Annotated in this window: 26 protein-coding genes; 9 read left to right on the plus strand and 17 right to left on the minus strand. The window is 64.5% G+C overall.

Annotated features, from left to right (window positions below; all coding sequences use genetic code 11):
* Window positions 1–8 precede the first annotated feature (8 nt).
* Window positions 9–1,922 carry a radical SAM protein gene (locus IB258_RS07660; RefSeq protein ID WP_192352361.1) on the plus strand — a complete coding sequence of 638 codons (1,914 nt, stop codon included), beginning with the start codon at window positions 9–11 and terminating at the stop codon, window positions 1,920–1,922.
* A 24-nt stretch (window positions 1,923–1,946) separates the two neighbouring features.
* Here the strand turns inward: IB258_RS07660 and IB258_RS07665 are convergent, their stop codons facing one another.
* Entirely contained in the window at window positions 1,947–3,647 is a 1,701-nt protein-coding gene (locus tag IB258_RS07665) for an NAD(P)H dependent flavin oxidoreductase family protein (RefSeq protein ID WP_192352362.1), read from the minus strand.
* A gap of 90 nt (window positions 3,648–3,737) precedes the next feature.
* Here IB258_RS07665 and IB258_RS07670 point away from each other — a divergent pair, with 90 nt between their 5' ends.
* Together IB258_RS07670 and IB258_RS07675 are read left to right on the plus strand one after the other, a co-directional pair.
* The gene (locus IB258_RS07670; RefSeq protein ID WP_192352363.1) at window positions 3,738–5,765 is read left to right on the plus strand and encodes an aminotransferase class I/II-fold pyridoxal phosphate-dependent enzyme; all 2,028 of its coding nucleotides are present in this window, start codon (window positions 3,738–3,740) and stop codon (window positions 5,763–5,765) included.
* Window positions 5,762–6,178 (plus strand): VOC family protein, encoded by a 417-nt coding sequence (locus IB258_RS07675; protein WP_192352364.1) that lies wholly within the window; start codon window positions 5,762–5,764, stop codon window positions 6,176–6,178. The genes IB258_RS07670 and IB258_RS07675 overlap by 4 nt, the downstream gene beginning before the upstream one ends.
* Before the next feature lie 28 nt (window positions 6,179–6,206).
* Here IB258_RS07675 and IB258_RS07680 read toward each other — a convergent pair whose 3' ends face one another.
* Together IB258_RS07680 and IB258_RS07685 are read right to left on the minus strand one after the other, a co-directional pair.
* Window positions 6,207–6,638, minus strand: a complete 432-nt coding sequence (locus tag IB258_RS07680) for a VOC family protein (protein WP_054456277.1) — start codon at window positions 6,636–6,638, stop codon at window positions 6,207–6,209.
* Window positions 6,639–6,750: 112 nt separating this feature from the next.
* The gene (locus IB258_RS07685; protein WP_125472354.1) at window positions 6,751–7,089 is read right to left on the minus strand and encodes a hypothetical protein; all 339 of its coding nucleotides are present in this window, start codon (window positions 7,087–7,089) and stop codon (window positions 6,751–6,753) included.
* Window positions 7,090–7,251: 162 nt separating this feature from the next.
* Between IB258_RS07685 and IB258_RS07690 the strand changes: the two genes are divergently transcribed.
* Window positions 7,252–8,397 (plus strand): alpha-hydroxy acid oxidase, encoded by a 1,146-nt coding sequence (locus IB258_RS07690; RefSeq protein WP_054456279.1) that lies wholly within the window; start codon window positions 7,252–7,254, stop codon window positions 8,395–8,397.
* Between the two features lie 253 nt (window positions 8,398–8,650).
* Here IB258_RS07690 and IB258_RS07695 read toward each other — a convergent pair whose 3' ends face one another.
* Window positions 8,651–9,166: a hypothetical protein gene (locus IB258_RS07695; RefSeq protein WP_225590313.1), complete on the minus strand. Its 516-nt coding sequence runs from the start codon at window positions 9,164–9,166 to the stop codon at window positions 8,651–8,653.
* Between the two features lie 166 nt (window positions 9,167–9,332).
* Between IB258_RS07695 and IB258_RS07700 the strand changes: the two genes are divergently transcribed.
* The 4 genes from IB258_RS07700 to IB258_RS07715 all read left to right on the plus strand — a co-directional run bounded on the left by IB258_RS07700 (window position 9,333) and on the right by IB258_RS07715 (window position 11,674).
* Window positions 9,333–9,716, plus strand: coding sequence for a hypothetical protein (locus tag IB258_RS07700; protein ID WP_054456281.1), 384 nt, complete (start codon window positions 9,333–9,335; stop codon window positions 9,714–9,716).
* A 247-nt stretch (window positions 9,717–9,963) separates the two neighbouring features.
* Window positions 9,964–10,608, plus strand: a complete 645-nt coding sequence (locus tag IB258_RS07705; RefSeq protein ID WP_192352365.1) for a hypothetical protein — start codon at window positions 9,964–9,966, stop codon at window positions 10,606–10,608.
* Between the two features lie 67 nt (window positions 10,609–10,675).
* The gene (locus IB258_RS07710) at window positions 10,676–11,056 is read left to right on the plus strand and encodes a hypothetical protein (protein ID WP_192328409.1); all 381 of its coding nucleotides are present in this window, start codon (window positions 10,676–10,678) and stop codon (window positions 11,054–11,056) included.
* Window positions 11,057–11,101: 45 nt separating this feature from the next.
* Complete coding sequence (locus IB258_RS07715) at window positions 11,102–11,674, plus strand: HD family hydrolase (RefSeq protein WP_125472351.1); 573 nt, start codon at window positions 11,102–11,104, stop codon at window positions 11,672–11,674.
* Window positions 11,675–11,699: 25 nt separating this feature from the next.
* Here IB258_RS07715 and IB258_RS07720 read toward each other — a convergent pair whose 3' ends face one another.
* From IB258_RS07720 to IB258_RS07760, 9 genes are all read right to left on the minus strand, one after another.
* Entirely contained in the window at window positions 11,700–12,584 is an 885-nt protein-coding gene (locus tag IB258_RS07720; RefSeq protein WP_192352366.1) for a DMT family transporter, read from the minus strand.
* 60 nt (window positions 12,585–12,644) lie between these two features.
* Window positions 12,645–13,568, minus strand: coding sequence for a bifunctional helix-turn-helix transcriptional regulator/GNAT family N-acetyltransferase (locus IB258_RS07725; RefSeq protein WP_192352367.1), 924 nt, complete (start codon window positions 13,566–13,568; stop codon window positions 12,645–12,647).
* 127 nt (window positions 13,569–13,695) lie between these two features.
* Window positions 13,696–14,556, minus strand: a complete 861-nt coding sequence (locus IB258_RS07730; protein ID WP_192328403.1) for a hypothetical protein — start codon at window positions 14,554–14,556, stop codon at window positions 13,696–13,698.
* 228 nt (window positions 14,557–14,784) lie between these two features.
* Entirely contained in the window at window positions 14,785–16,008 is a 1,224-nt protein-coding gene (locus IB258_RS07735; RefSeq protein WP_192352368.1) for an LLM class flavin-dependent oxidoreductase, read from the minus strand.
* The gene (locus IB258_RS07740; RefSeq protein WP_192352369.1) at window positions 16,005–16,763 is read right to left on the minus strand and encodes an LLM class flavin-dependent oxidoreductase; all 759 of its coding nucleotides are present in this window, start codon (window positions 16,761–16,763) and stop codon (window positions 16,005–16,007) included. Before IB258_RS07740 ends, IB258_RS07735 begins: the two co-directional genes overlap by 4 nt.
* Window positions 16,756–17,793: an aliphatic sulfonate ABC transporter substrate-binding protein gene (locus IB258_RS07745; protein ID WP_192352370.1), complete on the minus strand. Its 1,038-nt coding sequence runs from the start codon at window positions 17,791–17,793 to the stop codon at window positions 16,756–16,758. Before IB258_RS07745 ends, IB258_RS07740 begins: the two co-directional genes overlap by 8 nt.
* Window positions 17,786–18,640 (minus strand): ABC transporter ATP-binding protein, encoded by an 855-nt coding sequence (locus IB258_RS07750; protein WP_225590314.1) that lies wholly within the window; start codon window positions 18,638–18,640, stop codon window positions 17,786–17,788. The genes IB258_RS07745 and IB258_RS07750 overlap by 8 nt, the downstream gene beginning before the upstream one ends.
* Complete coding sequence (locus tag IB258_RS07755; RefSeq protein ID WP_225590315.1) at window positions 18,637–19,464, minus strand: ABC transporter permease; 828 nt, start codon at window positions 19,462–19,464, stop codon at window positions 18,637–18,639. The genes IB258_RS07750 and IB258_RS07755 overlap by 4 nt, the downstream gene beginning before the upstream one ends.
* A gap of 277 nt (window positions 19,465–19,741) precedes the next feature.
* Window positions 19,742–20,692 (minus strand): GlxA family transcriptional regulator, encoded by a 951-nt coding sequence (locus IB258_RS07760; protein WP_054456291.1) that lies wholly within the window; start codon window positions 20,690–20,692, stop codon window positions 19,742–19,744.
* A gap of 151 nt (window positions 20,693–20,843) precedes the next feature.
* On the opposite strand from IB258_RS07760, the gene IB258_RS07765 reads away from it, so the two are divergent.
* Window positions 20,844–21,461 (plus strand): cysteine hydrolase family protein, encoded by a 618-nt coding sequence (locus IB258_RS07765; RefSeq protein WP_192352372.1) that lies wholly within the window; start codon window positions 20,844–20,846, stop codon window positions 21,459–21,461.
* A gap of 43 nt (window positions 21,462–21,504) precedes the next feature.
* On the opposite strand, the gene IB258_RS07770 is transcribed toward IB258_RS07765, so the two are convergent.
* The 4 genes from IB258_RS07770 to IB258_RS07785 are packed head-to-tail and all read right to left on the minus strand — an operon-like array spanning window position 21,505 to window position 26,270.
* Window positions 21,505–22,398, minus strand: a complete 894-nt coding sequence (locus IB258_RS07770; protein ID WP_192352373.1) for an NAD(P)-dependent oxidoreductase — start codon at window positions 22,396–22,398, stop codon at window positions 21,505–21,507.
* Window positions 22,395–24,137: a dihydroxy-acid dehydratase gene (gene ilvD / locus IB258_RS07775; protein WP_192352374.1), complete on the minus strand. Its 1,743-nt coding sequence runs from the start codon at window positions 24,135–24,137 to the stop codon at window positions 22,395–22,397. Before ilvD ends, IB258_RS07770 begins: the two co-directional genes overlap by 4 nt.
* 28 nt (window positions 24,138–24,165) lie before the next feature.
* On the minus strand, window positions 24,166–24,945 hold the full coding sequence (locus IB258_RS07780) for an SDR family NAD(P)-dependent oxidoreductase (RefSeq protein ID WP_192352375.1): 780 nt from the start codon (window positions 24,943–24,945) through the stop codon (window positions 24,166–24,168).
* Entirely contained in the window at window positions 24,942–26,270 is a 1,329-nt protein-coding gene (locus IB258_RS07785) for an MFS transporter (RefSeq protein WP_192352376.1), read from the minus strand. The genes IB258_RS07780 and IB258_RS07785 overlap by 4 nt, the downstream gene beginning before the upstream one ends.
* Window positions 26,271–26,450: the final 180 nt, after the last annotated feature.

The raw sequence follows: 26,450 nt of genomic DNA on the forward strand, positions 1-26,450 counted from the left end.
CGTGCTTCATGTCCTCTCTGCCTTTACGCGTGCTGTCGGTCATCCCGCCGATGACGCAGCTCAATACTCCGTATCCGTCCACCGCCTACCTGACCGGCTTTCTGCGGTCGCGCGAGGTGACCTCGTTCCAGGAAGATCTGGCGCTGGCCCTGGTGCTGCGCCTGCTGTCGGCCGACGGCCTGCGCGCCGTGGCGGAACGCGTTGCTGCCTTGCCGGCGAACAAGCACAGTCCCGCGGTCCAGTCCTTCGTGGCGCAGCAGGCGCGCTATCTGGCGACCATCGGGCCTGTGATCGCCTTCCTGCAGGGCCGCGATTCGACGTTGGCGCACCGCATCGTCGGCCGCCATTTCCTGCCCGAGGGGCCGCGCTTCAGTTCGCTGGACGTGTATCTGGACGAAGACGGCGGCGATCCGCTGGGCTGGGCCTTCGGCGCCCTGGGCCTGCATGACCGCGCCAAGCACCTGGCGACGCTGTACCTGAACGACCTGGCCGATGTGCTGCGGGACGCGGTGGATCCGCGTTTCGAGTTCGTGCGCTACGCGGAATCGCTGGCGGGCAGCCAGCCCACCTTCGATCCGCTGGCCCAGGCGCTGGCGGCGCCGCCCACGCTGGTGGACGACATGCTGCGCAGCCTGACTTCGGAAGCGCTGGCCCGCCACACGCCCACCGTGGTGCTCCTGTCCGTGCCGTTCCCCGGCGCGGTCTATGCCGCATTCCGCATCGCCCAGACCATCAAGGCGCACGATCCCGGCATCGTCACCGTGCTGGGCGGCGGCTTCGTCAATACCGAACTGCGCGAACTGAAAGACCCGCGGGTCTTCGATTATTTCGACTACGTGACCCTGGACGCGGGCGAGCGCCCCTTGCTGTCGCTCCTGGAGCACCTGCAGGGCAAGCGCTCGCGCCAGCGCCTGGTGCGCACCTTCCTGCGCGACGCGGACACGGGCGCGGTGCGCTACGTCAACATGGTCGAACCCGACATCGCCTTTGCCGAAGTGGGCACGCCCACCTGGGATGGGCTGCCGCTGGACCGCTACCTGTCGCTGCTGGACATGCTGAATCCCATGAACCGGCTGTGGAGCGACGGGCGCTGGAACAAGCTGACCGTGGCGCATGGCTGTTATTGGAAGAAATGCAGCTTCTGCGACGTCAGCCTGGACTACATCGGCCGCTACGAAGGCGCATCCGCCGCGGTGCTGGCCGACCGCATCGAGGCCATCGTGCGCGAAACCGGGCAGACCGGCTTCCATTTCGTCGACGAGGCCGCGCCGCCCAAGTCGCTCAAGGCGCTTGCGACCGAACTGATCGCGCGCGATACCGGTATTTCGTGGTGGGGCAACATCCGTTTCGAAAAGACCTTCAGCCCCGAGCTTTGCGAACTGCTGGCCGACAGCGGCTGCATTGCGGTGTCGGGCGGCCTTGAGGTCGCCTCGGACCGCCTGCTGAACCTGATGAAGAAGGGCGTCTCGGTCGACCAGGTGGCACGGGTCACGCGCGCCTTCACGGACGCCGGCATCCTGGTGCATGCCTACCTGATGTACGGCTTTCCCACGCAGACCGTACAGGACACCGTGGACGCGCTGGAGTACGTGCGGCAACTGTTCGACAACGGCTGCATCCAGAGCGGCTTTTTCCACCGGTTCGCCTGTACGGTGCATTCACCGGTGGGACAGAACCCCGAGGAATACGGCGTTACCCTCAAGCCCCTGCCGCCGATCACCTTCGCCAAGAACGACATCGGCTTCCTTGACCCTACCGGCGTGGATCACGATGCGCTCGGCCGTGCGCTGAAGAAGGCCATCTACAACTACATGCACGGCATCGGGCTGGACGAGGACGTGCGCAGCTGGTTCCCGTTCCATGTGCCGAAGACCACCGTGTCGAAGCACCGGATCAGCCGGGCATTGAGCCAGCGGGGGTAAGGCGCGGGCTTCGCGCCCGCCGCGCTAGCGCAGCAACACGTCCTCGTAGAACGCGCCCATCGGCCGCTCTGCATCCCGCACCTGGATCTCCAGTACCCAGATGCCGTCGGCGGGTACGAAGTCCGCCTGCGCCAGCAGATGTTTGCCGTACAGCGCATGCGGAAAATCCGATACCCGGTGCCCGGGAATCTCGCGCACCAGTTCGCAGCCCAGCTCGCGCGCATATTCCGAGGCGCGGTCGTACAGGGCGGCGCCCGTCAGGCCTTCCAGCCACGCCAGGCGGGCGCGCCGGAAGACCTCGCGCGCGGCTTCGGCGCAGCGCAGGCGGTCTGCATCGGCGCCCAGCACGAAGGTGTCGCCATAGTCGCCCTCGTGGCCGTCCCACACCGGGCCGATGTCCAGCACGAAGATGTCATGTTCCTGCAGCTTGCGGTCATAGTCGGTGCGCTGGATGGGCGGGGACTGCGTATCCGGGCCGAAGCGCACATAGGTCGGGTGCCAGTTGTTGGACGCGCCCATCCGGCGCAAGTGCTCGTCCGCCACTGCGATGGCCTCGCGCGTGGTCATGCCGGGGCGCATCAGCGCGGCGATTTCCGCCACCGCCTGCATGGAGCGCTGGCGCGCGTCGAGGATGCCTGCGAGCGTGTAGCGCGGACTGAGGCGCTCCCAGGGATGCGCCTCGCGCTGCGGCGCGGCGCCGGCCGTGCCTCTCGCCGCGGGGTGGAAGGCCTCGGACCGGTAGCGGTCGGCGGGCAGGCCGGCCGCCAGCAGCCGGTCGCGGGCCGCCTGCACCATTGCCGGATTGCCGCAGGCGTAGACCAGGCTGCGTGACCAGTCGTGGTCCGCGGCGATGGCGGCGTCCTGCACGTGGCGGGGCTGACCATCTGCGCGATCGGCCTGGGACAGCACCGCATGCCACTGGAACCCGTCGCCCTTGCCCCGCAAGGCATCCAGCATCTGCCCGGCGTAGCAATCGTCCGGCGTGCGTCCGCCCCAGTACAAGGTCACCGTCTTCAGCGCGCGGCTTTGCAGCGCTGCCATAAGGATGGGAGCCACGCCCGCATAGCCCGTGCCGGTGGCCAGCAGCACCAGGTGGTCGATGCCGGCAGGCATCTCCGCAGGCCAGGTGCAACTGCCTTGCGCGCCGTCCAGGGTCAGCATGTCGCCGGGCTGGAGGCCGGGCAGGATGCCATCGGTGAAGGCGCCGCCGGGCATGCGGCGGATGTGGAACTCCAGCCGGGCAGGCCCCGCCGCGCCGGGCGCATTCGCAATCGAGAAGTTGCGGCGGGCGCCGCCGTCCAGGATCAGTCGGGCATGTTGGCCGGGCAGGTAGCCGTAGTCGTCCTCGCCCTGCATTTCGACGATGAGCTGGGTGACGTCGGGGGCCAGCGGCAGGCGCGACGCGACGCGGGCGCGGCGCGGCGGACTGGGTTCTTCGGGGGCGCGCCAATGCGGGAAGCGCAGCGTCAGGTCGCTGGCGGCGCGGCACTGGCACATCAGCAGTTCGTCGCTGGCCGTCTGGTAGCCGCCGTCCGCGGGCGGCGCCATGCGTTCATAGCTGCCATCCATGACCACGGCGCGGCATGAGCCGCAGGCCCCGCGCTGACAGGAGAAGGGTACGGGTATGCCCTGGGCCAGTGCCGCCTCCAGGATCGAGGTCGTGCCGTCCGTGAAGAAGGGGCCGGTCTCCAGGGTGATGGTGTGGCAGGGCGCAGTGGCGGTCATGGCAGGTTCCAGGAAATTTGCCCCGCATGGGGCTCAGGCAGCCAATCTACCGATAGAATGGCTACATGAAATAGAGCCATTTCTCTCAATATGAACAAGCCACTTTCCGCAGGGCAGCCAGGAGCGAAACGCCAGGAAGCCAGCCTGGACCTGCCGATGGACGCCGCGCGGCCAGGGGAGTCCAAGCAGGCCTGGGTCTACCGCGAGATCCGCGAACGCATATTGAAGGGCGCGCTGCCGTCCGGCGCGCGCCTGCCGTCCACGCGCAGCCTGGCCGCGCGCTGGCACATTGCGCGCTCCACGGTCGAGGCTGCCTACGACCAATTGCGCAGCGAAGGCTATACCGCGGGCACGGTGGGTTCGGGCACATACGTGGCGGCGGTGATTCCGGACAACTTTTTCCGGGCGGGGTTGCCGGGCGAGAGCGCCGCAACGTCCCAGGCCCCGGAGCCGCGGCCGGCAACGCAAGCAGGCGAGCCGCAGCCCGCGCCCGCTGTCAGCCCGCCTGGGGCCGCGCCGCATATGGCCGCGATCTACGCGCCGTTGCAGCCCAACTCCCAGTTCTACTCCCGCAGCGCCGACGCCGCGCTCTTCCCCATGGAACGCTGGCGCAAGGGGCTGATGGCGAGCGCTCGGCGCGTCACGCCGGCCCAGCTTGCCAACGATGAACCGCAAGGCTGGCGCCCCTTGCGCGAGCAGATCGCCCGCTATCTGGGCGCGGCGCGCGGCATCAGCTGCGATCCGGAGCAGGTCATCGTCCTGGGCGGCATCCGCGACGGCCTGGACCTCTGCGGCCATCTCCTGCTGCAGCCGCAGGACAAGGTGCTGATCGAGGATCCGGGCTACCTGAATGCCGAACCGATCTTCGGCCAGTACACGCCGCACATCGTTCCCTTGGCCATCGATGCCGGGGGCTTTCCGGTTGCGCAGGCCCGGCGCCAGCGCGGCGTAAAGCTCGTGCACGTCACGCCCGCCCACCAGGCGCCTACCGGCGCCACCATGCCCGTGTCCCGCCGCCTGGAGCTGCTGGACTGGGCCGCGCAGGCCGGCTGCTGGATCGTCGAGGACGACTACGACAGCGAATTCAGCTACGACGGCGCGCCGCTGGCCGCCCTGAAAAGCCTGGATACGGCCGATCGCGTCATCCATTGCGGCAGCTTCAACAAGACCTTGTTCAACGCGCTGCGCATCGGCTATGCGGTGGTGCCCAAGGAATTGGCGCCCGCTTTCGTGCAGGCGCGTCGCCGCGCGGGGCGCTCGCCCAGCATCATCGAGCAAATGACGCTGGCGGCGTTCCTGCAGGACGGCAGTTTCGCGCGTCACGTGCGCAAGGCGCGCGGCGTGTACGCGCGCCGGCGCGACGCCGTGCTGCGCGCCTTGCGCCAGGCCGTCGGCAGCGATGCATTGCGCGTCGGTGGCGAACACGCCGGCTTTCATCTGCTGTGGTGGCTGCCCCCGGGCTGGGATGTGGCGCAGGCCGTGGCGGCGGCGCGGGCCGCGGGCGTGGGCATGCAGCCGGTGGCGGACTTCTGCCGCAAGGTGGAGCTGGCGTCGGGTGTGGTGGTGGGCTATAGCACGGTGCAGGAAGACGCCTTGCTGAAGCTGGGAACGCTGCTGGCGCAAGCCGCGCCAGGCGCGGGCGCGCAGCAGGATCCGGGCTTGCTGCGCCGCCTGCTGCGCGTCAAGGACCGCATGGACGCGGCCTCGCACGAAGCCTGGCCGGTGGAGCGCCTGGCCGAGGTCAGCGGCATCTCCAAGGCCCATTTCGCGCACTCCTTCAAGCGCGCCTTCGGCCTGCCGCCGCACCGCTACCTGTTGACGCGGCGTATCGAACAAAGCGTGGCCATGCTGCGGGACACGGAGCAGAGCGTCACGGAAATCGCCTATGCGACCGGGTGGGAAAGCCTCGGCACCTATAGCCGCATTTTCCGCGACGTCACCGGGCTCAGCCCCAGCGCCATGCGGGTGCAGGCGCGGGCGGGGACGCCGCCACTGGACAGCATGCCCGGCTGCGTAGCGAAGGCCGCGCAGCGCCCCGACCTCAACATCGCTGTTTTGGAGAAGCGCCGCCGCGAGACCGACGGTAAATTTCCGCCATCAACCAAGGAGGTCTCATGAACTCAGGCATCAACGTGGCGGGTATATACGTGGACGATCAGGACGCGGCGCTGGCGTTCTACGTGGACAAGCTCGGATTCCGCGTCCATACGGACGTGCGCAACGGGCCGTACCGGTGGCTGACGGTCCAGCATCCGGACCAGCCCTCGTTTCAGCTCGGCCTGTTTGCGCCCGGCCCGCCCATCCACGACGAGGCCACGGCGCAGACGCTGCGTGCCATGGTCGCCAAAGGCGCGATGCCGCCTCTGGTCCTGCGTGTGGCCGACTGCCGCGCAGACTATGCCCGGCTGCAGGCGTTGGGCGTCGAGTTCACGCAGGAACCCATCGAACGCTACGGCAGCGTGGACGCGGGCTTTCGCGATCCGGCGGGCAATGGCTGGAAGATGATCCAGGCGCCGCGGGGCGCGGCCTGACGTCCAGCCCCGGGCGCTGGCGGCGCGTTCAGTAGGTGATCCGCACCGAGGCCGCGCTGCGTTGGGCGCCCGCGCGCGTGACGGCTTCGATATTGTTGCCGTCCGGGTCCAGCACGAACGCGGCGTAGTAGCCGGCATGGTAGTTTGCGCGCTCGCCCGGCGGACCGTTATCCCGGCCGCCATGCGCCAACGCCGCCTGGTAGAAGGCATCTACCATGGCCCGGTCTTCCGCCTGGAACGCCAGATGGATGCGGCCGGTCAGTTCGCCCTGCACCTCGGCGCTGCCGCGCGAGGAAATGAACAGCTCGTCCGTCCAGAAGTCCGGGCCGTCGGAACCGCCGATGGGAATCTTCAACGCATTGAAGACCGCCGTGTAGAACGCCTTGCTGGCGGGCAGGTCGCGCACCACCAGCCCGATGTGATCTATCAAGCGGCCCTTATGTCGTTCTTTCTGCGCCATGAATCGCTCCCGGCTATGGCAGTGGGGGAAGAATCAGCGGTGTCAGACTACGCTTGCCGGCGCCATGTTTCAAGGCGCCGCGCAGCCACTTCGGGTGCATGGCAATGAGGGCTCAGTCCTTGCCGGCCATGGCCCGCATGGGCTGGCAGGTCAGCTCCTTTTCTTCCTCCCCGAAATCCGCCATGTCCTTGCGCGCCTTGGCGTAGGCGCGCAGATACTCCGCATCGAACACCAGCGACGACACGCCGGACTCGCGCGTGGCGGACTGCTGCCGCTTCTTCAGGACCTCCAGCAGTTCGGGGGTCAGCACCTCGCAATACTCCATGATGGCGTGGATCTGGGCCAAGGAGGTGGCGCGCTCCAGGTTCTGTTGCGCCGAGACGGTTGCGGCGGGCAGCGACAGGACGGCGGCCGCGATCAGCGTGGCCGGTTTGAGCAGGTGGTGAGGCATTGCGGAGTACTTCCGTTCGTAGGGCGAAAGCCCGCATTTAACACGATCTGCGCTTGGGTCCATTTTGATGTCCTTGGAAATGCGGCTATCGGTCTACAATTCCTCCCGCTCCATCCGGGGGCTCAGGCTGTCTGTACGTGTAGTGTCGATAAAGGTCCACCCATGCGTCTGCATCAGTGCCAGAACTTCCACGACTTTCGCCGCATGGCCCGCCAGCGGCTGCCGGGCCCCATCTTCAATTACATCGACGGCGCGGCCGACGATGAAACCACCTACCGGCGCAACACCGCGGCCTTTGAGTCCTGCGACCTGCTGCCCGATGTGCTGCGCGGCGTGGCGGAAGTGGACATGTCGGTGACCGTCATGGGCCAGAAGCTGGCGCTGCCGGTCTATTGCTCGCCCACCGCCTTGCAGCGGCTGTTCCATCATGACGGCGAACGCGCCGTTGCCGCCGCCGCGGGCAAGTTCGGCACCATGTTCGGCGTCTCCTCGCTGGGCACCGTCAGCCTGGAAGAAGCCCGCAAGATCAGCGGCGGCCCCCAGGTCTACCAGTTCTACTTCCACAAGGACCGCGGGCTGAACCGCGAAATGATGGCCCGCGCCAAGGAAGCCGGCGTGCAGGTCATGATGCTGACCGTGGACAGCATCACTGGCGGCAACCGCGAACGCGACAAGCGCACCGGCTTCGCCATTCCGTTCAGGCTCAATCTTGCCGGCATCGCGCAGTTCGCCATCAAGCCAGCCTGGGCGCTCAATTACCTAACTCACGAACGCTTCCGGCTGCCGCAGCTTGACACCCACGTCGACATGGGCGGCGGCGCCATGTCCATCAGCCGCTACTTCACCGACATGCTGGACCCGGCCATGACCTGGGACGATGTCGCCGCGATGGTGCAGGAATGGGGCGGGCAATTCTGCCTGAAGGGCGTGATGTCGGTGGAAGACGCCAGGCGCGCGGCCGACATCGGCTGCACCGGCATCGTGCTGTCCAACCACGGCGGCCGCCAATTGGACGGCTCGCGCAGCGCTTTCGACCAGCTCGCGGAAATCGTCGACGCGGTTGGCGACCGCATCGACGTGATGATGGACGGCGGCGTGCAGCGTGGCACTCATGTACTCAAGGCGCTGGCGCTAGGCGCCAAGGCCGTGGGGCTGGGCCGCTACTACCTGTTTCCGCTGGCGGCCGCCGGCCGGCCGGGCGTGGAGCGGGCGCTGGAACTGATGCGGGTCGAGATCGAGCGGGCCATGAAGCTGATGGGGTGCAGGACCGTTGCTGAATTGCAGCGGCGGCACCTGCGGTTCCGCTGATCGTCTCTTCGCCGGTATTATCGGATGCGTTGAGACCACTTGAGTTTCCGATCGGTGAGGTCGCTGACAAACATGCCACCGTGCGGGCGTGGGTGCGATATTCTTTTGGAGATATCGTCTGCAAGGGGCCGTGGCGTCGCCAGAATGTGCAGATTGACGAAAACGATATGACCCGAGAACGAGCCTATCGTTGCGTCCCCGCGCAGCGTGGAGAACTTCGGGAATGGCGCGGCGGGCTTTACTCTCCCTTGATTTAGCGCTCCGGTCTTTCTTCCGGTTTAAGGCCGGCCGCCTGCAGACGCCAGGACGGGATGCGGTACTCGTACCACGCTTCCTCCAGAGTCTGATAGCGCTGAAACCATGGAGCCAGATGGTTTTCGACATCCGCCGCCAAGGTCGACAGCCAGTCCTTCAGGTCCTGCGCACTGCCGATCTTGAGCACCGCGCCGCTGCCCAACGTAGGTTCCAGGATTAGCCCGGCAACTGGCTTCAAATAGGCGCGGCGGTACATGCGCCCCTTGTTCCAGACTTCTGCCGGCACGTAAACCGGCCATTCCTTTTCATACGGAAAGGACACGTAAACGCCCAAGGACACGTGCTGCGCGTCGTCGAACGAGCCCTTGTAGCGGATCAGTTCCACGCCTTGCTGCAATTCGCCGCAGGCTCGCCACAGGCAACGCTTGCCCTTTTTCTTCCAGCCAGCGAACGCGGGCTGTGCGCGCAACAGCTCCATGACGCCTTGCTCCAGATCGGCCAGGGCTATCGGCATGCGAGCCTCCAGGGCTTGCGGGCAAACTTCTGGCTGCAGTATTGCGTAGGTGTGTTCATCGATCGTCCATGTGTGAACGCTTCAGGCTTCAACGGTGCGCAAGGTCGCAAGGTATCATGCGCAGGTTTTCACGGATCGACCTCCTTCACGGTCAGAAGGCTTTTCAATGAAAAAAAGCATTCCGCTGGTATTGCTGTCGTCCATGCTGCTGACGGCTTGCGGTCCCGACAAAATCATCGCCGATCTCCCTTCGCCTGGCGGAAAGTATCACGTCGAGGTCCGCAAATGCCCGCAGCGCGGGTCGCTGACCTGGGACGAGCAGACCCAGGTATCCGTGGTCGAGACCGGCGTGTCGGAAAAGTGCAATGCGTTCATCGTGGCGCTGACGCAGTTCCGGTCGTATACGCCTGATGAGCAACTGCAGCTTGAATGGATTTCCGATACGGAACTCAGGGCCTGGCATCCCGCGTTCGAACCGAAGAATGGCCCCTGGGCCAGCACGGTCAAGCAGGGCGCGCCGGTCAAGGTGATATTCGCGCCTAAGCGTTAATCGGAGGCCGGTCATACGGCGATCTGCCAGGGCCGTATCGTAAACGTGATAATTTGTTCCCCCGCTGCCGCAGTTGTTACTGCTTGAATCCGCGGCTTCCAGTGAATGCGAAGTATCCGCAGGCGTATGCCGGTGAATTACCGATTTTTTGCCCATTCGTGCAGTGCCATCTATGTTTGAATACGCTCCGTTTGCGCGCGAGGTTTGGCCCGCGGCAAAACCCATATTCGACGGAGCCTGATCCAGTATGTATTTCAGAGTTTTGGCCATGGGGCTGCTGATGGCCGGCGGCAATATTGCGCAGGCCGCCACCGTGCAGGAAGTCTTCAATGGAAAAATGCTGGGCAAGAGCCAGGCGCATTTCGAAACGATAGCCGGCGCGCCGCAGGAATCCTATGGCGACGATCGCGTGTTCGACGTGCAGGGCTGCCTGGTCACCGCGACGATCCAGTCGGGCAAGGTATCGGCATTGAGCATGGAACCCTCTGAAACCTGCAAGCCCGACCTCGCCAGCTTCATCGGCGAATATGCGCCCAAGCCTGGGCAGAAAATTACCCCCGCCGCCTTTGGCTCTGACCTGACGTATACGGCAGATTGCCTGACCGACTGCGGCAACGCCGCCGATCCCTGGGTGTACGCAAGCTGGACCGCGCCTCGCGCAGCCGGTGGCATGGAAATCATGCTGGGCTTTGTACAGGCCGGAGACCAAGCGCTGGATGCAGCCGAGAAATGGGCCACGCAGATGGAAAAGGCGGAAGGCAAGGATTACCTGCTCAATAACAAATTCAATTGCGACGCCCGCTACAACAGCGTCGCCGATGCAGCTTTCAAGAACGTGATCGCGACCAGCGTCAAGGTCGGGTTCGATCTGCCGAAGGAATCTTGCCGCTAGGCCGCACTGCGAACGGCTGTCTTTGCAATCCACGGCCATGTCAGGCCGATCCCAGGGGAAAAAATAAATGAAGAAGCTAATCTTGACGGTTCTTGTGGCTCAACTGCTTGCCGGGTGCGCGGGTTCCCCGCTAGGCAATATGATCAACAATGAACGCCAGGAAACCAGGGCTGACATGATGCAATCGTGGGTTGGCGAAAGCGAAGAAAAGCTGGTTTCCAAATGGGGGCCGCCCACCAACAGCTATACCTTGTCCAGCGGCGGCAAGATCATTTCGTACGAATACGTCCGTGGCATCATCAACAACACCATCTACCGATGCACGGAGAAGTTCAGGATTGATGACGGCACGGTCACCAAGTGGGGCCTTAGCTCCGGGTGCGACACAAGGATTCAAGACGGCGACCTGATATCAAAGGATATCCCCATTCCGCAGCCGACCTTGTGATGGCCGGCGCGGCCCATGGCCGCGCCGCATTGGGTTGGAATTGAAATGAATATCGAGAACATCAAAGGCCGGCTGGCCTTTCTGCAGGAAGCCGAAAAACTCAAGAGCGTGCTGCGTAGCGGATTCACGTCCACCGGCCGCCCTGAAAGCACGGCTGAACACAGCTGGCGCCTGTGCCTGATGGCCATGGCCTTCGAAGACGAGTTGGCCGGCCTGGACATGCTCAAGGTTCTGAAGCTGTGTGTGCTGCACGATCTGGGCGAGGCCATCCATGGCGACGTGCCCGCCATCGAGAAACACCATCATCCGGACAAGGCCAAACAGGAGAAAGCCGACCTGCTGCACCTGACCCGCTCCCTGGATGAGCAACAGCGCGCAGGAATCCTGGCGCTTTGGCAGGAATATGAGGATGCCGCCACGCCGGAAGCCAAAGCCGTCAAGGCCCTGGACAAGCTGGAAACCATCCTGCAGCACACGCAGGGTTTGAATCCGCCGGATTTCGACTATGGGTTCAATCTGACCTACGGCCAGAAGCACACCGACGCGGATCCTTTGTTTGCGCTGGTGCGCAGCATCCTGGACGAGAAGACGCGCGCCCGGATCAATCCAGAAACCTGAACGGTTTGATGCTCCAGAGGCAGAGTCAAGCGGGGCTCGCGCGCCGTTCATGCGTGCCGAACCAGACGCCCGATAACACCAGAACAAAAGCCCCCGTCAGGCGCCAGGTCAGCGGATACGAGCCGCTCAGCAGCTCGATCAATACTGCCGTGATCGGCGCCAGCGCCTGAAACGACATTACCCGGCTTGCCTCCAGGCGGCTCAGCGCCCACAGCAGGCAAAAATAGCCCACTGCGCTGGAAAGCCCGATGAACACCACGTTCGCCCATTGAAAGCCGGACAGGCTGGGCAGCAATGGCGCGCTTCGCGCCAGGCAGACGCCCGCCAGGAACAAGACCGACACCAGCATCGCCACTACGCTGACATACATGGATGGATAGCGACGCAGGTACGGACGATATAAAAGACTGCAAGCCGCGCCGATGAAGGTCGCGCCCAACAAGGCGGCCCATGCCCAGCCATCTGCGGCGCTGCCCACCGCGGCGGCAGAGGGTTGCAGCAATAGCGCAATCCCCGAGACCGCCACGACCGCGCCGATCAGCCGCGGCCAGCTGAACTGCTCGCGTCCCGTGGCAATCGCCAGGCACAGCGTTACCAGCGGCAGCGTGGAAAACACCAGCGCGCAAGTGGCGGCCGGCAGCCGGGCCAGCGCGTAGTTCAACAGCAATATCAGCATCGCGAATTGCAGTATGCCCAGGCCCGCCACCGCGCAGAAATCCTTGGCCGTGAACCGTACAGACCATCGGCGCAGCATGGGCGCGGCAAGCACGAGCGCCCCGATGGCATAACGCAGGAAAGCCAGCGTCTCGGGCGACACGTTGCTCGACACCGCGCGGGTGGACACCATCGCGGCCCCCACAAGCGCGCCTGTGACGGCGGCGGCGCATATGGCCTGGGCGCGTTCACTCATCGGAGTCGAGCCTGTCCGTGGAAACGGATTTGATCTGGCCGCAGGGATGCATCGCGCTTCCTACAGATCCCGCGCCCAATACTGTCCCACCAGATCCTTGCCGAAGCTGTGGTGCTGTTCTTCCTCGACCAGTTCGAAGCCGGCCTTTTCATAGATCCGGCGCGCGTCCGTCAGCACGCTATTGGTCCACAACACCATGCGCTTGTAGCTCGCCTGCCGCGCAAAACGCAGGCACTCGTCGACCAGCCGATGGCCTATGCCCAGCCCGCGCGCGGAGCCGTCCACATACAGCAGGCGCAGCTTCGCCGTGGTTTCGTCCTGCCGCACCACGAAGACAGAGCCCACCATCTTCCCGTCCTTCTCCGCGATCCAGCAGCGCTCTCGCTCGCGGTCGAACTCCCGGATGAACTTCGCCACGATCTCGGCCACGAGCGCCTCGTACTCCGAGTTCCAGCCGAATTCTTGCGCATAGACCATGGCCTGGTTTGCCACCACCAGCCCCATGTCGCCCGGGCGCGGATCGCGCAGCACATAGGGCAGGGGGGCTTTGTCGCCGAGCAGGTTCTGGATTTCGTTCATGGCATTGACCAGCTGCGCTTGCGCCGGCTCCGATAGCTGTTTGAGGATGGCGATGATCTCGTTGCGGGACGCTTCATTGAGCGGAGCAAACGCCGCCCGGCCGGCCTCTGTCAATTCCAGCAGGCCGACGCGGGCATCCGCGGCCGAGCGCGTCTTGGCGATCAAGCCTTTCTTTTCGAAGCCCGAGATCACGCGGCTGACATACCCGGCGTCCAGGTTCAGTTCCCGGCACAGGTCCGAGGTGCTGAGCGCCGGCCTGTGGGCCAGTTCATAAAGAATGCGGACTTCGGTCAGCGAGAACTCGCTGGCCAGCAGGTGCTCATGCAGGACGCCGATCTGGCGGGTGTAGAAACGGTTGAAATGCCGGACCGCTTCGGCGCGGTCGTAGAGCGATTGCTCTGTCATGGGGGAGTTCCAATTACTTGCTTAAGGCATATTATTGTTTGCTATAGGCAAGTAATTTTATATATTTTGCTATGATTATTTCAAGGCTATAGATGTTTTCTATCAAATGATCGGGCCATTTTCCGCCTTAGTTGTCGGTGTTGGGAGTTTCAATCAACTCTTTCAGCGTCACTGCGGAAAGGCCGTGTAAACGCAAGGAGCTTCCCTCGGTCGGCTCTATCGTCACATTGCCGCTTACCGGATCAAAAAGGATGATGGTGCTTCCGGTTGACGCGACATGTCGGCCTTCTGCAATCATGGAACCGTTTCTCCAGAGAGCGAGGCATGGAGTGGCCTTGCTTTTGTTCTCTTGCTGGGCAGATGTCTTTGGAAGGTCGGAGAGAATCAATCTCTCATTTCTGCTGCCGATTGGGGTGCAATGCTCAGCGGAAACTATCCAGGTTTGGAGCTGTTTCATTGCCCCCACGTATCCCAAATAGGGAAGGAGGGCAAATAGAATCAGCACGGTCTTCATGGCGAAAATAAGTAGCCAAGGTGCAATGCTGAGTGCGGCTAGTGGAATGAAGCTGATTATTTCCTTGCGCAGCCATCTCCGGCCTCTTTGAATGAACTGCCAGCCAGGAATTTTGGAGAGCATGAGCGCGATGCTGCTTCCGGCCTTTATCACGGGTTCGCGCACTTTCGACGTGTGCGAGCCAATGAAAACCAAGGTGATTGCGAGGCCTATGGCCGCCATGACGATGGCCAACAGTTTGAAGTTTTCGAGGGTGTGTATCTCGTCCGCAATTTCTATCCAGCCGGAAAACGCGTGACTGGAGAGATGCAGAAGATCTAGTGGCGTGTCATACGTCAATTCCGTAGGCACGCCAAAGCGGCTTTCAATGGCACTGGCTGCACCGTACCCCAGCATGGAGAGGGAAGCGGCTCCCAAAACCACCAATGAGGGTACGCCGATCACAAGTCCACGGATCAAGCCTTTTTCTGCCACATCAAACTCCTGTTTTCAATAAACCAGACTTAGCTAGATTTACGGCAGGAGCGGATGTAAATGTACTGATATGGCGGGATTTTCTTTGTGCCTCTGGAGTCGCGTGGGCAGATGCTCGTCGATTGCGGGCGATCGCGCCGCTTTGCCCCATTTCATAGGCCCTTGGCCTACTGCGGCAGACGAATGCCTTTTCAGACCCTCATCTGGGGGGCATTGCGCAGATATTTCCTAGATTCGCTCGCCCAGCCCTTCCATCGGCAACCCCAGGCGCTCACGCAAGCCCGCTTGCCGCTCTCCATTCCGCAGCAAGCCGCGTCGGCGTAGCAAGGGCACGACTTCGTCCACGAACAACTGGAACTCGCTCGGGAAAGCATGCGGCATCAGCATGAAGCCATCGGCCGCGCCCTGTTGGAACCACTCGGCAATCAGGTCCGCGATGCTCTCCGGCGTGCCGCTCAGGCTGGCATGGCCGCGACTGCCCGCAAGTAACTGGAGCAACGCACGGATGGTCGTCGGGCGGTGGCGTTCGATTACCGAAGCGATCACCCCAAAGCGGCTTTTTATCCCTTCGAATCTATCGATGTCACCCAATATCGGCGGCAGGGGACCGTCCAGGTCGTGGGCTCCCAGATCGATTCCAAAGCCAGCCAGCCACGCCAGCGAAGCTTCCGGTACGATCAACTCGTCAAGGTCGCGCTTTTTGCGGCGCGCCTCTTCAACCGTGCTGCCGATGGCGGGGCTGATGCCGGGTATGAGCTTCACAGCATCAGGCTTGCGTCCATGCGCCGCGGCGCGTGTCAGCAAGTCGTGACGAAACGCATGTGCCTCCCCGATGGTGTTTTGCGCGGTGAATACCAGTTCGGCATAGCGCGAGGCGAAGTCGCGGCCATCCGATGAAGACCCGGCCTGCACCAGAACCGGATGCGACTGGACTGGCGCTGGCACGTCCTGTCCTTTGCGCCAAAGCTGCAGCACGTCTTGAACAGCCTGCGCTCCGATCTGGTAGCGCTGCTGATGCGGTACGGGCTTGTCCTGTCCAAAATTGGCGGCTGCCGCGGGATCGCCATTGGTCACGATGTTCCAGAGGGCGCGTCCGGCGCTGACATGATCCAACGTGGAAAAGGTGCGCGCAATTTCTTCCGGCGTGCTCAGCGTGGCCGATCCTGTTGCGATCAAGCCCAGCCGTTCGGTCGCCTGCGCGACACCCGACAGGAGCGTCAGCGGATCCAGTTCCCAGCGCGGGCTATGGCGCGCGCCCGGATTGAACACGAAGAAATCCGCGACGAACATGGCATGAAAGCCCCCAGTCTCGGCGAGGCGGGCGATCTCCTGGTGATAGCGGATGTCACGCAGGCGTTCTGGTTGAGCTTGGGGCAGCCGCCAAGCCCCCTCGTGGTGGCCCGCGACAAAGGCGTTCACGAGCAGAATCAACGATCGATCTTGAGCGGTCATGGATTTGGGGCGGCGGCAAGACGGTTGGAGTACTGCGGGGGAATGTCCGATAGGCCTAACTCGCGCCGCAGCGTCCGAGGCGGCCGTCCGGCGGTATCCGCGACGCCCGGTTCGAACCGGGTGCGCAGCTTGCGCCATGCGGTCGGATCTGCCACGACGCCAATCCACTCACTGAAAGAGACATCCGCAGTGCTGTCATCGCCCACCCTGGGCAGGCGGCCCTGCGGCGGTCGAGGAATATCGAGCGGGCCTGCCACGCGATAGAACGGCCCTGCGTGGTCCGCTGCCGCGATCCGATCCGTATCGATGTAGACGCCGCTGCGCTTGTCGAATCGATGGGCATCGTCATCCCAACTATCCCAGAGCGCATGCACCGCATCGACGTAGTCCCGAATGCGGCCAGGTTCGCGAGCGCCAGTCAGCGACCAGCCAATCCTGCCGCCACTGATGTGATCGAGCGCCGCCAGTCGGCGGGCAGCGGTATAGGGATGGGTTTCGGCAGCGTCGACTTCGGCGAGCAGGCCTATGCGTGCGGTCAGCGGCGCCAGCGCGCCTACCACGGTCAAAGGTTCCAGCGCGCCGCGTCCGCCTGTGATCAGCGCCGCGCTTGCGCCCAACGCTTCAGCTTCGAGCACGATGTCGCGAACGGCTTGGAAATCAGGGCGCGCCGCAGGCCAAAGCACCAGCCGCGCCGGCAAGGCCCGGGGTTGATCATCCGCGTTTTGGGGCGCTATGCCTTTGTTTGATTCAGGCATGGGGCACTCCCGCCGGGATCGGGTTGGAGGGATCACGGGCGGATCCCAAATATCCCGTCAGGTCTGTGGCTGCGGCGTCTGCAGGATCGACAAACTTGTCCAGATCCAGGGGCTTGCGGATCATTCGATTGCCCAACAGGAACTCGACTGAACGCCTCAGTTCGGCCAACGCTTGCGCGTCCAGACGCGGGACCCAGGAAGAACGGCTGAATGCCGTCAACGTCTGCGCCGGGCTCAATCCGAAAACAGGAGCCAGCTCGGCGGCCGTTTCCTGCGGCCGGCGTTTCAGCGCGTCGGCGCCGCGGGCGATACCGCGCAGGTAGGCCTGGACATACTCGGGCTTCTGCTTGATGAGCGATGCGGAGGCGATGATGGGAATCAGATTGCTCTTGAGGCCCTTGCCATCGCGCAGCGTGCGTGCCTGGCCTTCGGTCTCCAACTGAGTGAAGACGGGGTCCCACACCAGCGCGGCGTCAATATCGCTATTGAGCAGCGCCGTGTTCATGTCCTGCAGAGACAGGTTGAGAAACTGCACGTCCGACAGTTTCAGGCCGGATTCGGCAAGGATAAGCGCCAGCAGTTCATGCACGTTTCCCCCGCGCAACGTCGCCACCTTCATACCCTTGAGCTCTGCCACGCTCTGGAATGGCGCATCCTTGCGCACCATCAGCGCCAGCGTTTCCTCTCCCTTGTATGACAGACCGATAATGCGATCGTCGATTCCGGAAGCGCGGCCGATCAATGCGGCAGTGTCACCGAGCGCGGCGATGTCCAGGTCGCCGGAAGCAAACGCCTCATTGATCGGCGGGCCGCCGGAAAATTGCGTCCAGATGACTTTGACGTCGTCGTGGCCGGCCTTTTTCAGTTCCTCTTCCACCCAGCCGTATTGCCGGGCCAGCAGGCTTGCCGAATACGGCACGAAGGGCATGACGCCCAGGCGCAGCGTATCGGTGGCGTGGGCCGCCATGGAGCAGAGCAAGACTGCGCCGAAGACCGCCGCTGTCATGAGGTTCCGGAATCGTTCATGCATGGGTGCCACCTGCTATCGGGGTGTAAGCCGTATCGCCACGCTCTGGCACGTTGCTTGGCGGCGCTCCGGAGGCATGTTGTAGAAATTGCTCGTAAAGCGACTGGCGCAAGGCCGCGAAGCTGGCGCTTGTCCTCTTGCGCGGGTGATGCAACTCGACATCGACCACGGCCCGTACCGTGCCCGGCCTGCTCGACAGGACGGCAATCCGATCGCCCAGATAGACGGCTTCCTCGATGTCATGGGTGATCAGCACGGTCGTCACCCGTTCCTTCTCGCGGATTCGGAGCAACTCATCCTGCATCTGCAGCCGGGTGATGGTGTCCAGCGCGCCGAACGGCTCGTCCAGCAGCAGCACGCGCGGCTCATGCGCCAGCGCACGTGCAATGGCTACACGTTGGGCCATGCCGCCCGAAAGCTGTGCAGGATAGGTGTCGCGAAACGCCAATAGCCCAACCAACTCCAGCTTCTGGTCCACGATCTCCCGGCGTCTCTGGGCGGTCTTGCGGTGCAGGCCCAGTGCCACATTCTCCGCAATCGTCATCCAGGGCAGCAGGCGATGGTCCTGGAACACCACGCCGCGTTGGAGCGATGGCCCGGAGAAAGTCTGTGCGCCTAGCGTGACGCTGCCGCCATGATCGCCATCCAGCCCCGCCAGGATCCTGAGCAAGGTGCTCTTGCCGCAACCGCTGGTCCCCACTACACAGGTAATGCTGCCTTCGGGAAAGACGAGATCTATGTTCACCAACGCAGCCACATGCTGGCCATGGGGACCCAGGTATTGCTTGCTCACATTCAGGGCTTGCATGCCGTTGCCTGCCCGTTGCTGCGCTTGCGATAGGACGTTCATGTGCGTGTCATCCCCTTGAACTGAGGACGCCATAGGACCAGCGGTTGTTCCACAGCCCGTAGAACGTCGTCAGTGATCTTCCCAAGCACACCCAGGGTCAGCATGCCTGCCAGCACCAAATCTGCCTGGGACATCGCCCGGCCGTCCATGATCAGAAAGCCTACGCCGCTGGGCGCTGCTATCAGCTCGGCGGCTACAACGCACATCCAGGCCATGGCCAGGCCTATGCGCAGACCGCTCATGATCTGCGGCGTCGCGCCCGGAAGCATGATCTTGCGGATGAACAGATGGCGGGGCAGCTCCAGCGTCCGGGCCAGCTCCACGTAGCGCCAGTCCGTCTGGCGGATGGCGTCCACGGTAGTCGTCAGAATCGGAAAAAAGCTGCCGAGCACGATGATGAAAATCTTGGCGCCTTCGTCAATGCCAAACCAGAGGACCGACAGCGGAATCCAGGCGATAGGGGGAACCGGCTTGAGTATTTGAATCAGGAAATCCACGAATCGCTCCAGGCGGTTGAAGATTCCCATGGAGATTCCCAATGTCAGCGCCAGCGCGGCAGCCGCGACGAAGCCCTGTATCACTCGCAGGCCGCTGGCGCTGACGTGGCGCCAGAGTTCTCCGCTGTCGATCAGGTACGCCACCGTCTCGGCGACATGGAGCGGGGAGGGCAACAGGGTGGGCGAAATCAGGCCTGTGATGGAAGCCGATTGCCAAGCCGAGAGAATGATCAGCGGCAGACTGAGGCGTCCTGCAAGGGCGTGCGCGCCGCCGCGCAGCGCACGCATCGCCCGCAAGAAAAAGACTCCCTGTGTCTCATTGGACATTCTTCTCTTCATCGCTTTCCGGTGTGATGCCGCTGGATGATTAATAAGCGCCGCGACGATTGATGGCCAGGGGCGGTTCGATCCGGCTCTGTGCGAGGCGCGGCTGATGAAAAAAATATAGCGTGGGGAGAAGGGAGGCTAAATCTTGTTTTTGACTATGCTTAGTTGGCGAGCGCCAGCTTGAAAAGACGAACTCTGTTTGAATTATTTGTTGCCCCGCGCGCATCGATCAAACCTGGCCAGCATCCGAGCCTTGGTTCGTCGATACAAAACGCCATCACCGCTGCCGGAACTGCTTCCGATAAGCGGCAGGCGACACCGAAAACGCCGCCGTGAAATGCTGCCGCAGCGACACCGTCGACCCGAACCCCGTAGCCTCGGCCACCCGGTCCACCGACAGCCCGCCCGTCTCCAGCAGGCGCTGCGCCGCAGCCAGCCTGTGGTTCAGCACCCATTGCGTCACCGTCGTGCCCGTCTTCAGCTTGAAGCGCCGGGTGAAATTGCGGCGGCTCAGTCCGGCGTGGTCGGCCAGGCGGTCCAGCCCCAGCGGCTCCTGCAAATGCTCGATGGCCCATTCCATCGCGACGCTTATCGGGTCGCCGCCGTCCTCCCGCGTCAGCGGCCGTTCGATGTACTGCGCCTGCCCGCCATCGCGGTGCGGCGCCATCACCATGCGGCGGGCCACCCGGTTAGCGAGTTCTGCGCCATGGTCGCAGCGCAGCAGGTGCAGGCAGCAATCGATGGCGGCCGCGGTGCCGGCCGATGTCAGGATGTCGCCGTCGTCCACGTACAGGGCCTTGCGGTCGAGACGGATCTGCGGGTACTTGCGGGCGAAGTCGTCGCTCCAGACCCAGTGCGTCGAAGCCGGGCGGCCGTCGAGCAGGCCGGCCTCCGCCAGCACAAAGGCGCCCAGGCACAAGCCGATGACCCGCGCGCCGCGCGCATGCGCTTCGCGCAGGGCCTGCAGCATGGTTTCCGGCGGGCGCTCGTCCGGATCGCGCCAGGCGGGCACGATCACCGTGTCGGCCTCGGCCAGGGCCGAATAGTCGTGCGGCACATGGATATCGAAACCCGACATGGTCGCGACGGGTCCGACCGCTTCGCCGCAAACCAGCAGGCGATAGCGCGGCACGCCCAGCCGGGCCAGGTCGTCGCCGAACACCATGCAGGGCACGGACAGGTGGAAGGAACTGATGCCCGCGAAGGCGACGACGGCGATGGTATGCATGGCACAAGAGGCAGGAATGCGGATTTGGCCCGATCCTATCATTTATTGGTATTCGGGCCACTTTCGGGTTAACGCCCGATGGCGCATCCTTGATGCCGTTCGCCCGCATGCGTGAACTGCACACTAAACGCCTACAGATCAAGGACCTACGATGAACCACCCGACCATTCGCGCCATCGCTGGCGCCACCGCCCCGCAGTCCATCGACCCGGCCAGCACCGCCTTGCTGGTGATCGACTTCCAGAATGAATACTTCAGCGGCAGGCTGCCTATCCCTGAAGGCCCCGCGGCCCTGCGCAACGCCGCGCAGCTCGTGGCCCACGCCGATCTGCATGGCATCCCGGTCTTCCACATCCAGCACGCCACGCCCGCCGGCAGCCCGGTCTTCGCCGACGGCAGCGCAGGCATCGAATTCCATCCGGACCTGAGTCCCGCGCCGGGCCATACGGTGCTGCGCAAGTCCACGGTCAGCGTGTTTCCCAGCACTGATATCGACCAGCGCCTGAAGGCGGCTGGCGTACGCACGCTGCTGATCACCGGCCTGATGACGCACGCCTGCGTGGCAGGCGCGGCCCGGGATGCGGTGCCGCTGGGCTATCAGGTGATCGTGGCGGCCGATGCCTGCGCCACGCGCGACCTGGATACGGGCGCGGGGGAACAGTCGGCCTTGCCGCATGCGATGCTGCATCGTGCGGCGCTGGCGAGCATCGATGACACCTTCGGCGACATCATGACGACGAAGCAGGTGCTGGAGTTGCCGTTGGGTTGACGGAGAAAGGGGGGGCGCCAGGCGCTCCCCATTACGCAGTCCGTTACGCGCCGGCCTGGCTCTCGGCCTCGCCGATCCGGAAGACTTGAGAGAGATCCCAGTCGCCCATGCCGCGCTGTGCGGCATCCTGCAGCAGCCGGCGCACTTCCGGCAGCACGCGTTGGATTGTGGCGCTCGCTTCGGCCAGTTCGGCAATCGCGTCCAGATCCTTGAGCAGCACGCGCACCGTGCCGGTGGCATGCTCGGGCGGGGTCACCATGCGCGGCCACAAGGTTTGCAGCAGCACGGAATCGGCCCAACCGCCTTGCAGTGCCGACGGCAGGGCGGCGGTATCGATGCCGCTGCGCTTGGCCAGCACGAAGGCTTCGGCCAGGCCGGCCAGCGTGGTCGCGACGATGGCCTGATTGGCGAGCTTGGTGGTCTGGCCCGCGCCGACCTCGCCCATGCGCGTGACGCGCGAGGCGTATGCGCGCAGCAAGGGTGTCACGGCTTCGATCGTGTCGGCGGGTCCGCCCGCCATGATGGCCAGCTTACCGGCTGCCGCGCCGTCCGTGCCGCCCGAGACGGGCGCATCGATCCACACGCCGCCGGTCGCCGTCGTCCAGCGCTGGGCCAAGGCGCGCGTGAGCGCGGGCGACAAGGTCGAATGGTCGATGAGACAAGCGGGCGGCGTGGCGGCTTGCGCCAGCCCGTGCGCGCCGAACACCACGTCCTCCACGGCTTGGCCGTCGCCCAGGCAAAGCAGGGCGATGTCCACGCTGTCGCCCAGCGCCTGCGGCGTGGCTTTTGCCACGGCTCCCGCAGCGACAAGGGAGCCGAGCTTGGCGCTGGAGCGGTTCCAGACGGCGACCTCGTGCCCAGCGGCCAACAGCCGGCGGGTCATGGGTTCACCCATGCGGCCGATGCCGCAAAAGCCAATGCGCGGCGTCTTCGTCATTCCTGGCCTCCCTGGGCAGGAGCTTTCCCGAGCGACGCTTCGTAAGGCCAGTTCACGGCCCCGGAATGGGTCACGGCGCCCAGCTTGGCCGGACGCACCAGCGCTTCATACTTTTCAAGCACGCCGCCCAGCCTGCCGCGCAAGAACGGCTGGCTGACCCTGGCCCGCTCCGCTAGTTCCTCGTCGGAGAGTTCGACGTCCAGGCTCCCCTTGACCGCGTCGATGTGTATGCGGTCGCCGTCGCGCAGCAGGCGTATCGGACCGCCCGCCGCGGCTTCGGGGCCGACATAGCCGATGCACATGCCGCGCGTGGCGCCCGAGAACCGGCCATCGGTCAGCAGCGCGACCTTTTCTCCCATGCCTTGTCCGTAGATCGCTGCGGTGACGCTCAGCATTTCACGCATGCCCGGGCCGCCCTTGGGTCCTTCGTTGCGAATGACGAGGACGTCGCCTTCCCGATAGGTGCCAGCGGCAACCACGGCCATGCAGTCCTCTTCCGTCTCGAATACCCGCGCCGTGCCCGAGAACACCAGCTGCTTGAGGCCGGCGGTCTTCAGCGCGGCACCGTCCGGGGCCAGATTGCCGCGCAGGACCACCAGCCCCGCGTTGGGCGAGAGCGGTTCGTCATGCGGCTTGACCACGCGGCCGTCCGGGCCGGGGAAGGCGCGCAGCGCCGTTTCCAGCGTTTCGCCGCTTTGCGTGAGCGTGTCGCCGTGTATATGCCCGCCCGCGAGCAGGGCGTTGAGCACCGCCGGCACGCCGCCGACATGATGCAGGTCCACGGCCAGATAGCGTCCGCCGGGTTGCATGTCGCCGATGAGCGGCGTGCGCGCCAGCACTTCCGACACGTCATCGAGCGTGAATGTGATGCCTGCCTCGTGGGCGATGGCCGGGATGTGCAGCATGGCATTGGTCGACCCGCCGGTGGCGGCGACGGCCGCGCAGGCGTTCTCCAGGCTCTTGCGGGTCACCAGGTCGCGCGGCAGCGGCCCGCCGTTGCGCAGCGCGCGCATGACGTTTTCGCCGGCGCGGCGGGCGATCGCGATGCGTTCGCTGTAGACAGCCGGCACCATTGCCGAGCCCAGCGGAGCCAGCCCCAGCACTTCGGCGACCATCGCCATGGTGTTGGCCGTGAATTGCCCCGGGCAGGAACCGGCGGTCGGCGTGCAGCGCTTTTCTATGCCGCGCAGCGTTTCGGCCGACATATCGCCGCGCTGCGCCGCGCCCACGGCCTCGATGGCCGTCAGGATCGTGGCCTGCGATCCGTCCGGGGCCACGCCCGGCAGCATCGCTCCGCCGAACAGGAACACGCCGGGGACGTTCACGCGCACCATGCCCATCAGGATGCCGGGCAAGGTCTTGTCGCAACCGGCCACGCCGACCAGCGCGTCGTAGCAGTGGGCGCGCACGAACAGCTCGACGCTGTCGGCGATAGTCTCGCGCGACACCAGCGAGAAGCGCATGCCCGAGTGATTCATCGACGTGCCGTCGGAGACCGAGATCGCCGAGCCGCGTATCGGCACGCCGCCGCCGGCCGCGATCCCGAGACGCACGTTGTCCGAAATCTGGTTCAGCGACATGGAACAGGGTGTGTTCTCACCGTACGTGTCGACGATGGCGACGAACGGCTTGTCGATGGCCTCGTCGTCCAGGCCCGTGGCGCGCAGGAAGGCGCGGTGCGGCGCGCGCGTCACGCCCTCGGTGACCGTACGGGAGCGGTGTTTGTGCAGATCTTTCATGGATGATGTTCCTAGTATTGGCGGAGACTCAAGTGTTGAGCATCAAGCCGTTTTCGATGGCCAGCACCTGGCCGGTCATCGCCGGCGCGCGGGCGGCGATGAACCAGGCCAGGTCCGCGACTTCCGAAGGCTGCGACACCCGCTTGAGCGGCGCGTTCTCGCGCATGCCGTCGACCACTCGGGCGTAGGCCTCGTCGCCGAGCACGCGCCGCAGCAAGCCGTCGTCGACCATGCCCGGGGCAATGGCATTAACGCGGACCTGCGGGGCGAGATTGCGCGCAAGCGACAGCGTCAGCGAATTGACCGCGCCCTTCGAGGCCGCATAGGCGATGGACGATCCCGTGCCATTCAGGGACGCCAGCGAAGAAATATTGATGACGCAGCCCGACGCCGCGCCTGCCGGACGCTCGCGCAACAGGGGAGCCGCGGCGCGCGTCATCTGGAACATGCCGATGAGGTTCACGCGGTAGACGCGTTCGAATTCGCCAGCGTCGACCGCGTCCAGGTCGCCGTGCGGAATCACGCGCGTCGTGCCCGCGCTGTTGACGACAGCGTCCAGCCGTCCCCACTGCGCCGCGACCGCATCGACCATGCCGCGGCAGGCAGCGTCGTCGCCCACGTCGGCATCGACGACGATGGCCTGCGCGCCGGCCTCGCTGCACTGCGCGGCCACCGCCTCGGCCGCCGCCCGCGTGCCGTCGTCGAAATTGTTGATGGCCACGGCCCAGCCTTCACGCGCGAAACGCAGGGCCGTGGCGGCCCCGATGCCGCTGGCCGCGCCGGTTACCAGACAGACGGGCACGCTCATGCCTGCCCCCGCTTCGTGCGCAGCGACATGGCGATGAAGGCCCCGCCGACCAGCGCGCAGGCCAGCAGGATCATGCCGGGCAGCAGCTGCCCCGTGGCGTCCTTGAGAAAGCCGATGACATACGGGCTGACGAAGCCGGCCAGGTTGCCCACCGAATTGATCAGCGCGATGGCCGCTGCAGCGCCCGCGCCGCTCATCATCGCCGTGGGGATGCCCCAGAAGACCGGCGCGATCGAATTGATGCCGATGGCGGCGACGATGAGGGCGGCCATCGACCACCACAGGTGTTCGGCAAGCAGCACCGATACCAGCATGCCGACGGCGCCCAGCACACAGCACACGGCAACGTGGATGCGGCGTTCGTTCGTGCGGTCCGCATGGCGCGCGATGAGTATCATCGCCACCGCGCTGACCAGCGACGGCACTGCCGACAGCAGGCCGATATTGCCCAGATTGGCCACGCCCGCGGCCCGTATCATCGTCGGCAGCCAGAACACCAGGCCGTAGTTGCCCATGGCGATGCAGAAATAGAGCAGGCCGAGCAGCCACACTTTACGGTCGCCGAACACCTGCCGCACGCTATGGCGGGCGCGGGTGCTGTCGTCGGCCGCCAGATCCTGCGCCAGCAGGCGCTTCTCGTCCGCGTTCAGCCACTTCACCGTCTCGATCCGGTCCTGCAGCATGAAGAAGGCGGCAATACCGACCAGCAGCGACCCCAGGCCTTCGACCAGGAACAGCCACTGCCAGCCGGCCAGATCATGCAGGCCGCCGAACCGTTCCATGATCCAGCCGGACAGCGGACCGCCGATGGCGCCCGACACCGGAATGGCCACCATGAACAGGGCGATGATCTGCGAGCGGCGGCTCGACGGGAACCAGGTCGACAGGTACAGCACGATGCCTGGGAAGAAACCGGCTTCGGCCACCCCCAACAGGAAACGCAGCAAATAGAACGACAACGGTCCCTGCGCGTACATCGTCAGGCAGGAAATGATCGACCACGTGACCATGATGCGCGCGATCCAGATGCGCGCGCCCACGCGATGCAGGATCAGATTGCTGGGCACCTCGAAGATGAAGTAGCCCAGAAAGAAAATGCCGGCCCCCAGGCCGTAGACCGTTTCCGACATCGACAGGTCGGCCAGCATTTGCAGCTTGGCGAAGCTCACATTCACACGGTCGATGTAGGCGACGATGAACGACAGGAACAGGAACGGCATGATGCGCCAGGCCAGCTTGCGGTACAGCGCGTCAAGCTGCGCAGGATTCTGCGCGGCCTGCGCGCCGGCATAGGCCGGCGCGCCGCCGGAAAGGGACGAGCTCATGGGTGTTGTCTCCGTGGGTGTGTGCCATGGGGCACATCGAGTTATTCGGCAGTCTGCGAGTTCGGTTATGCGGTGCGGCATCGACGTGGGATCAATCATTGTTCCCAGTTGATCGTCGATGCTTCACGAAAGGCCTGCGCTACAGTGCTGTCCGTTCGAAGGGTACGGGCTGCTCGCATT

The organism is Achromobacter sp. ACM02 (assembly GCF_014851605.1).
GTDB classification, from domain to species: domain Bacteria; phylum Pseudomonadota; class Gammaproteobacteria; order Burkholderiales; family Burkholderiaceae_B; genus Achromobacter; species Achromobacter aegrifaciens.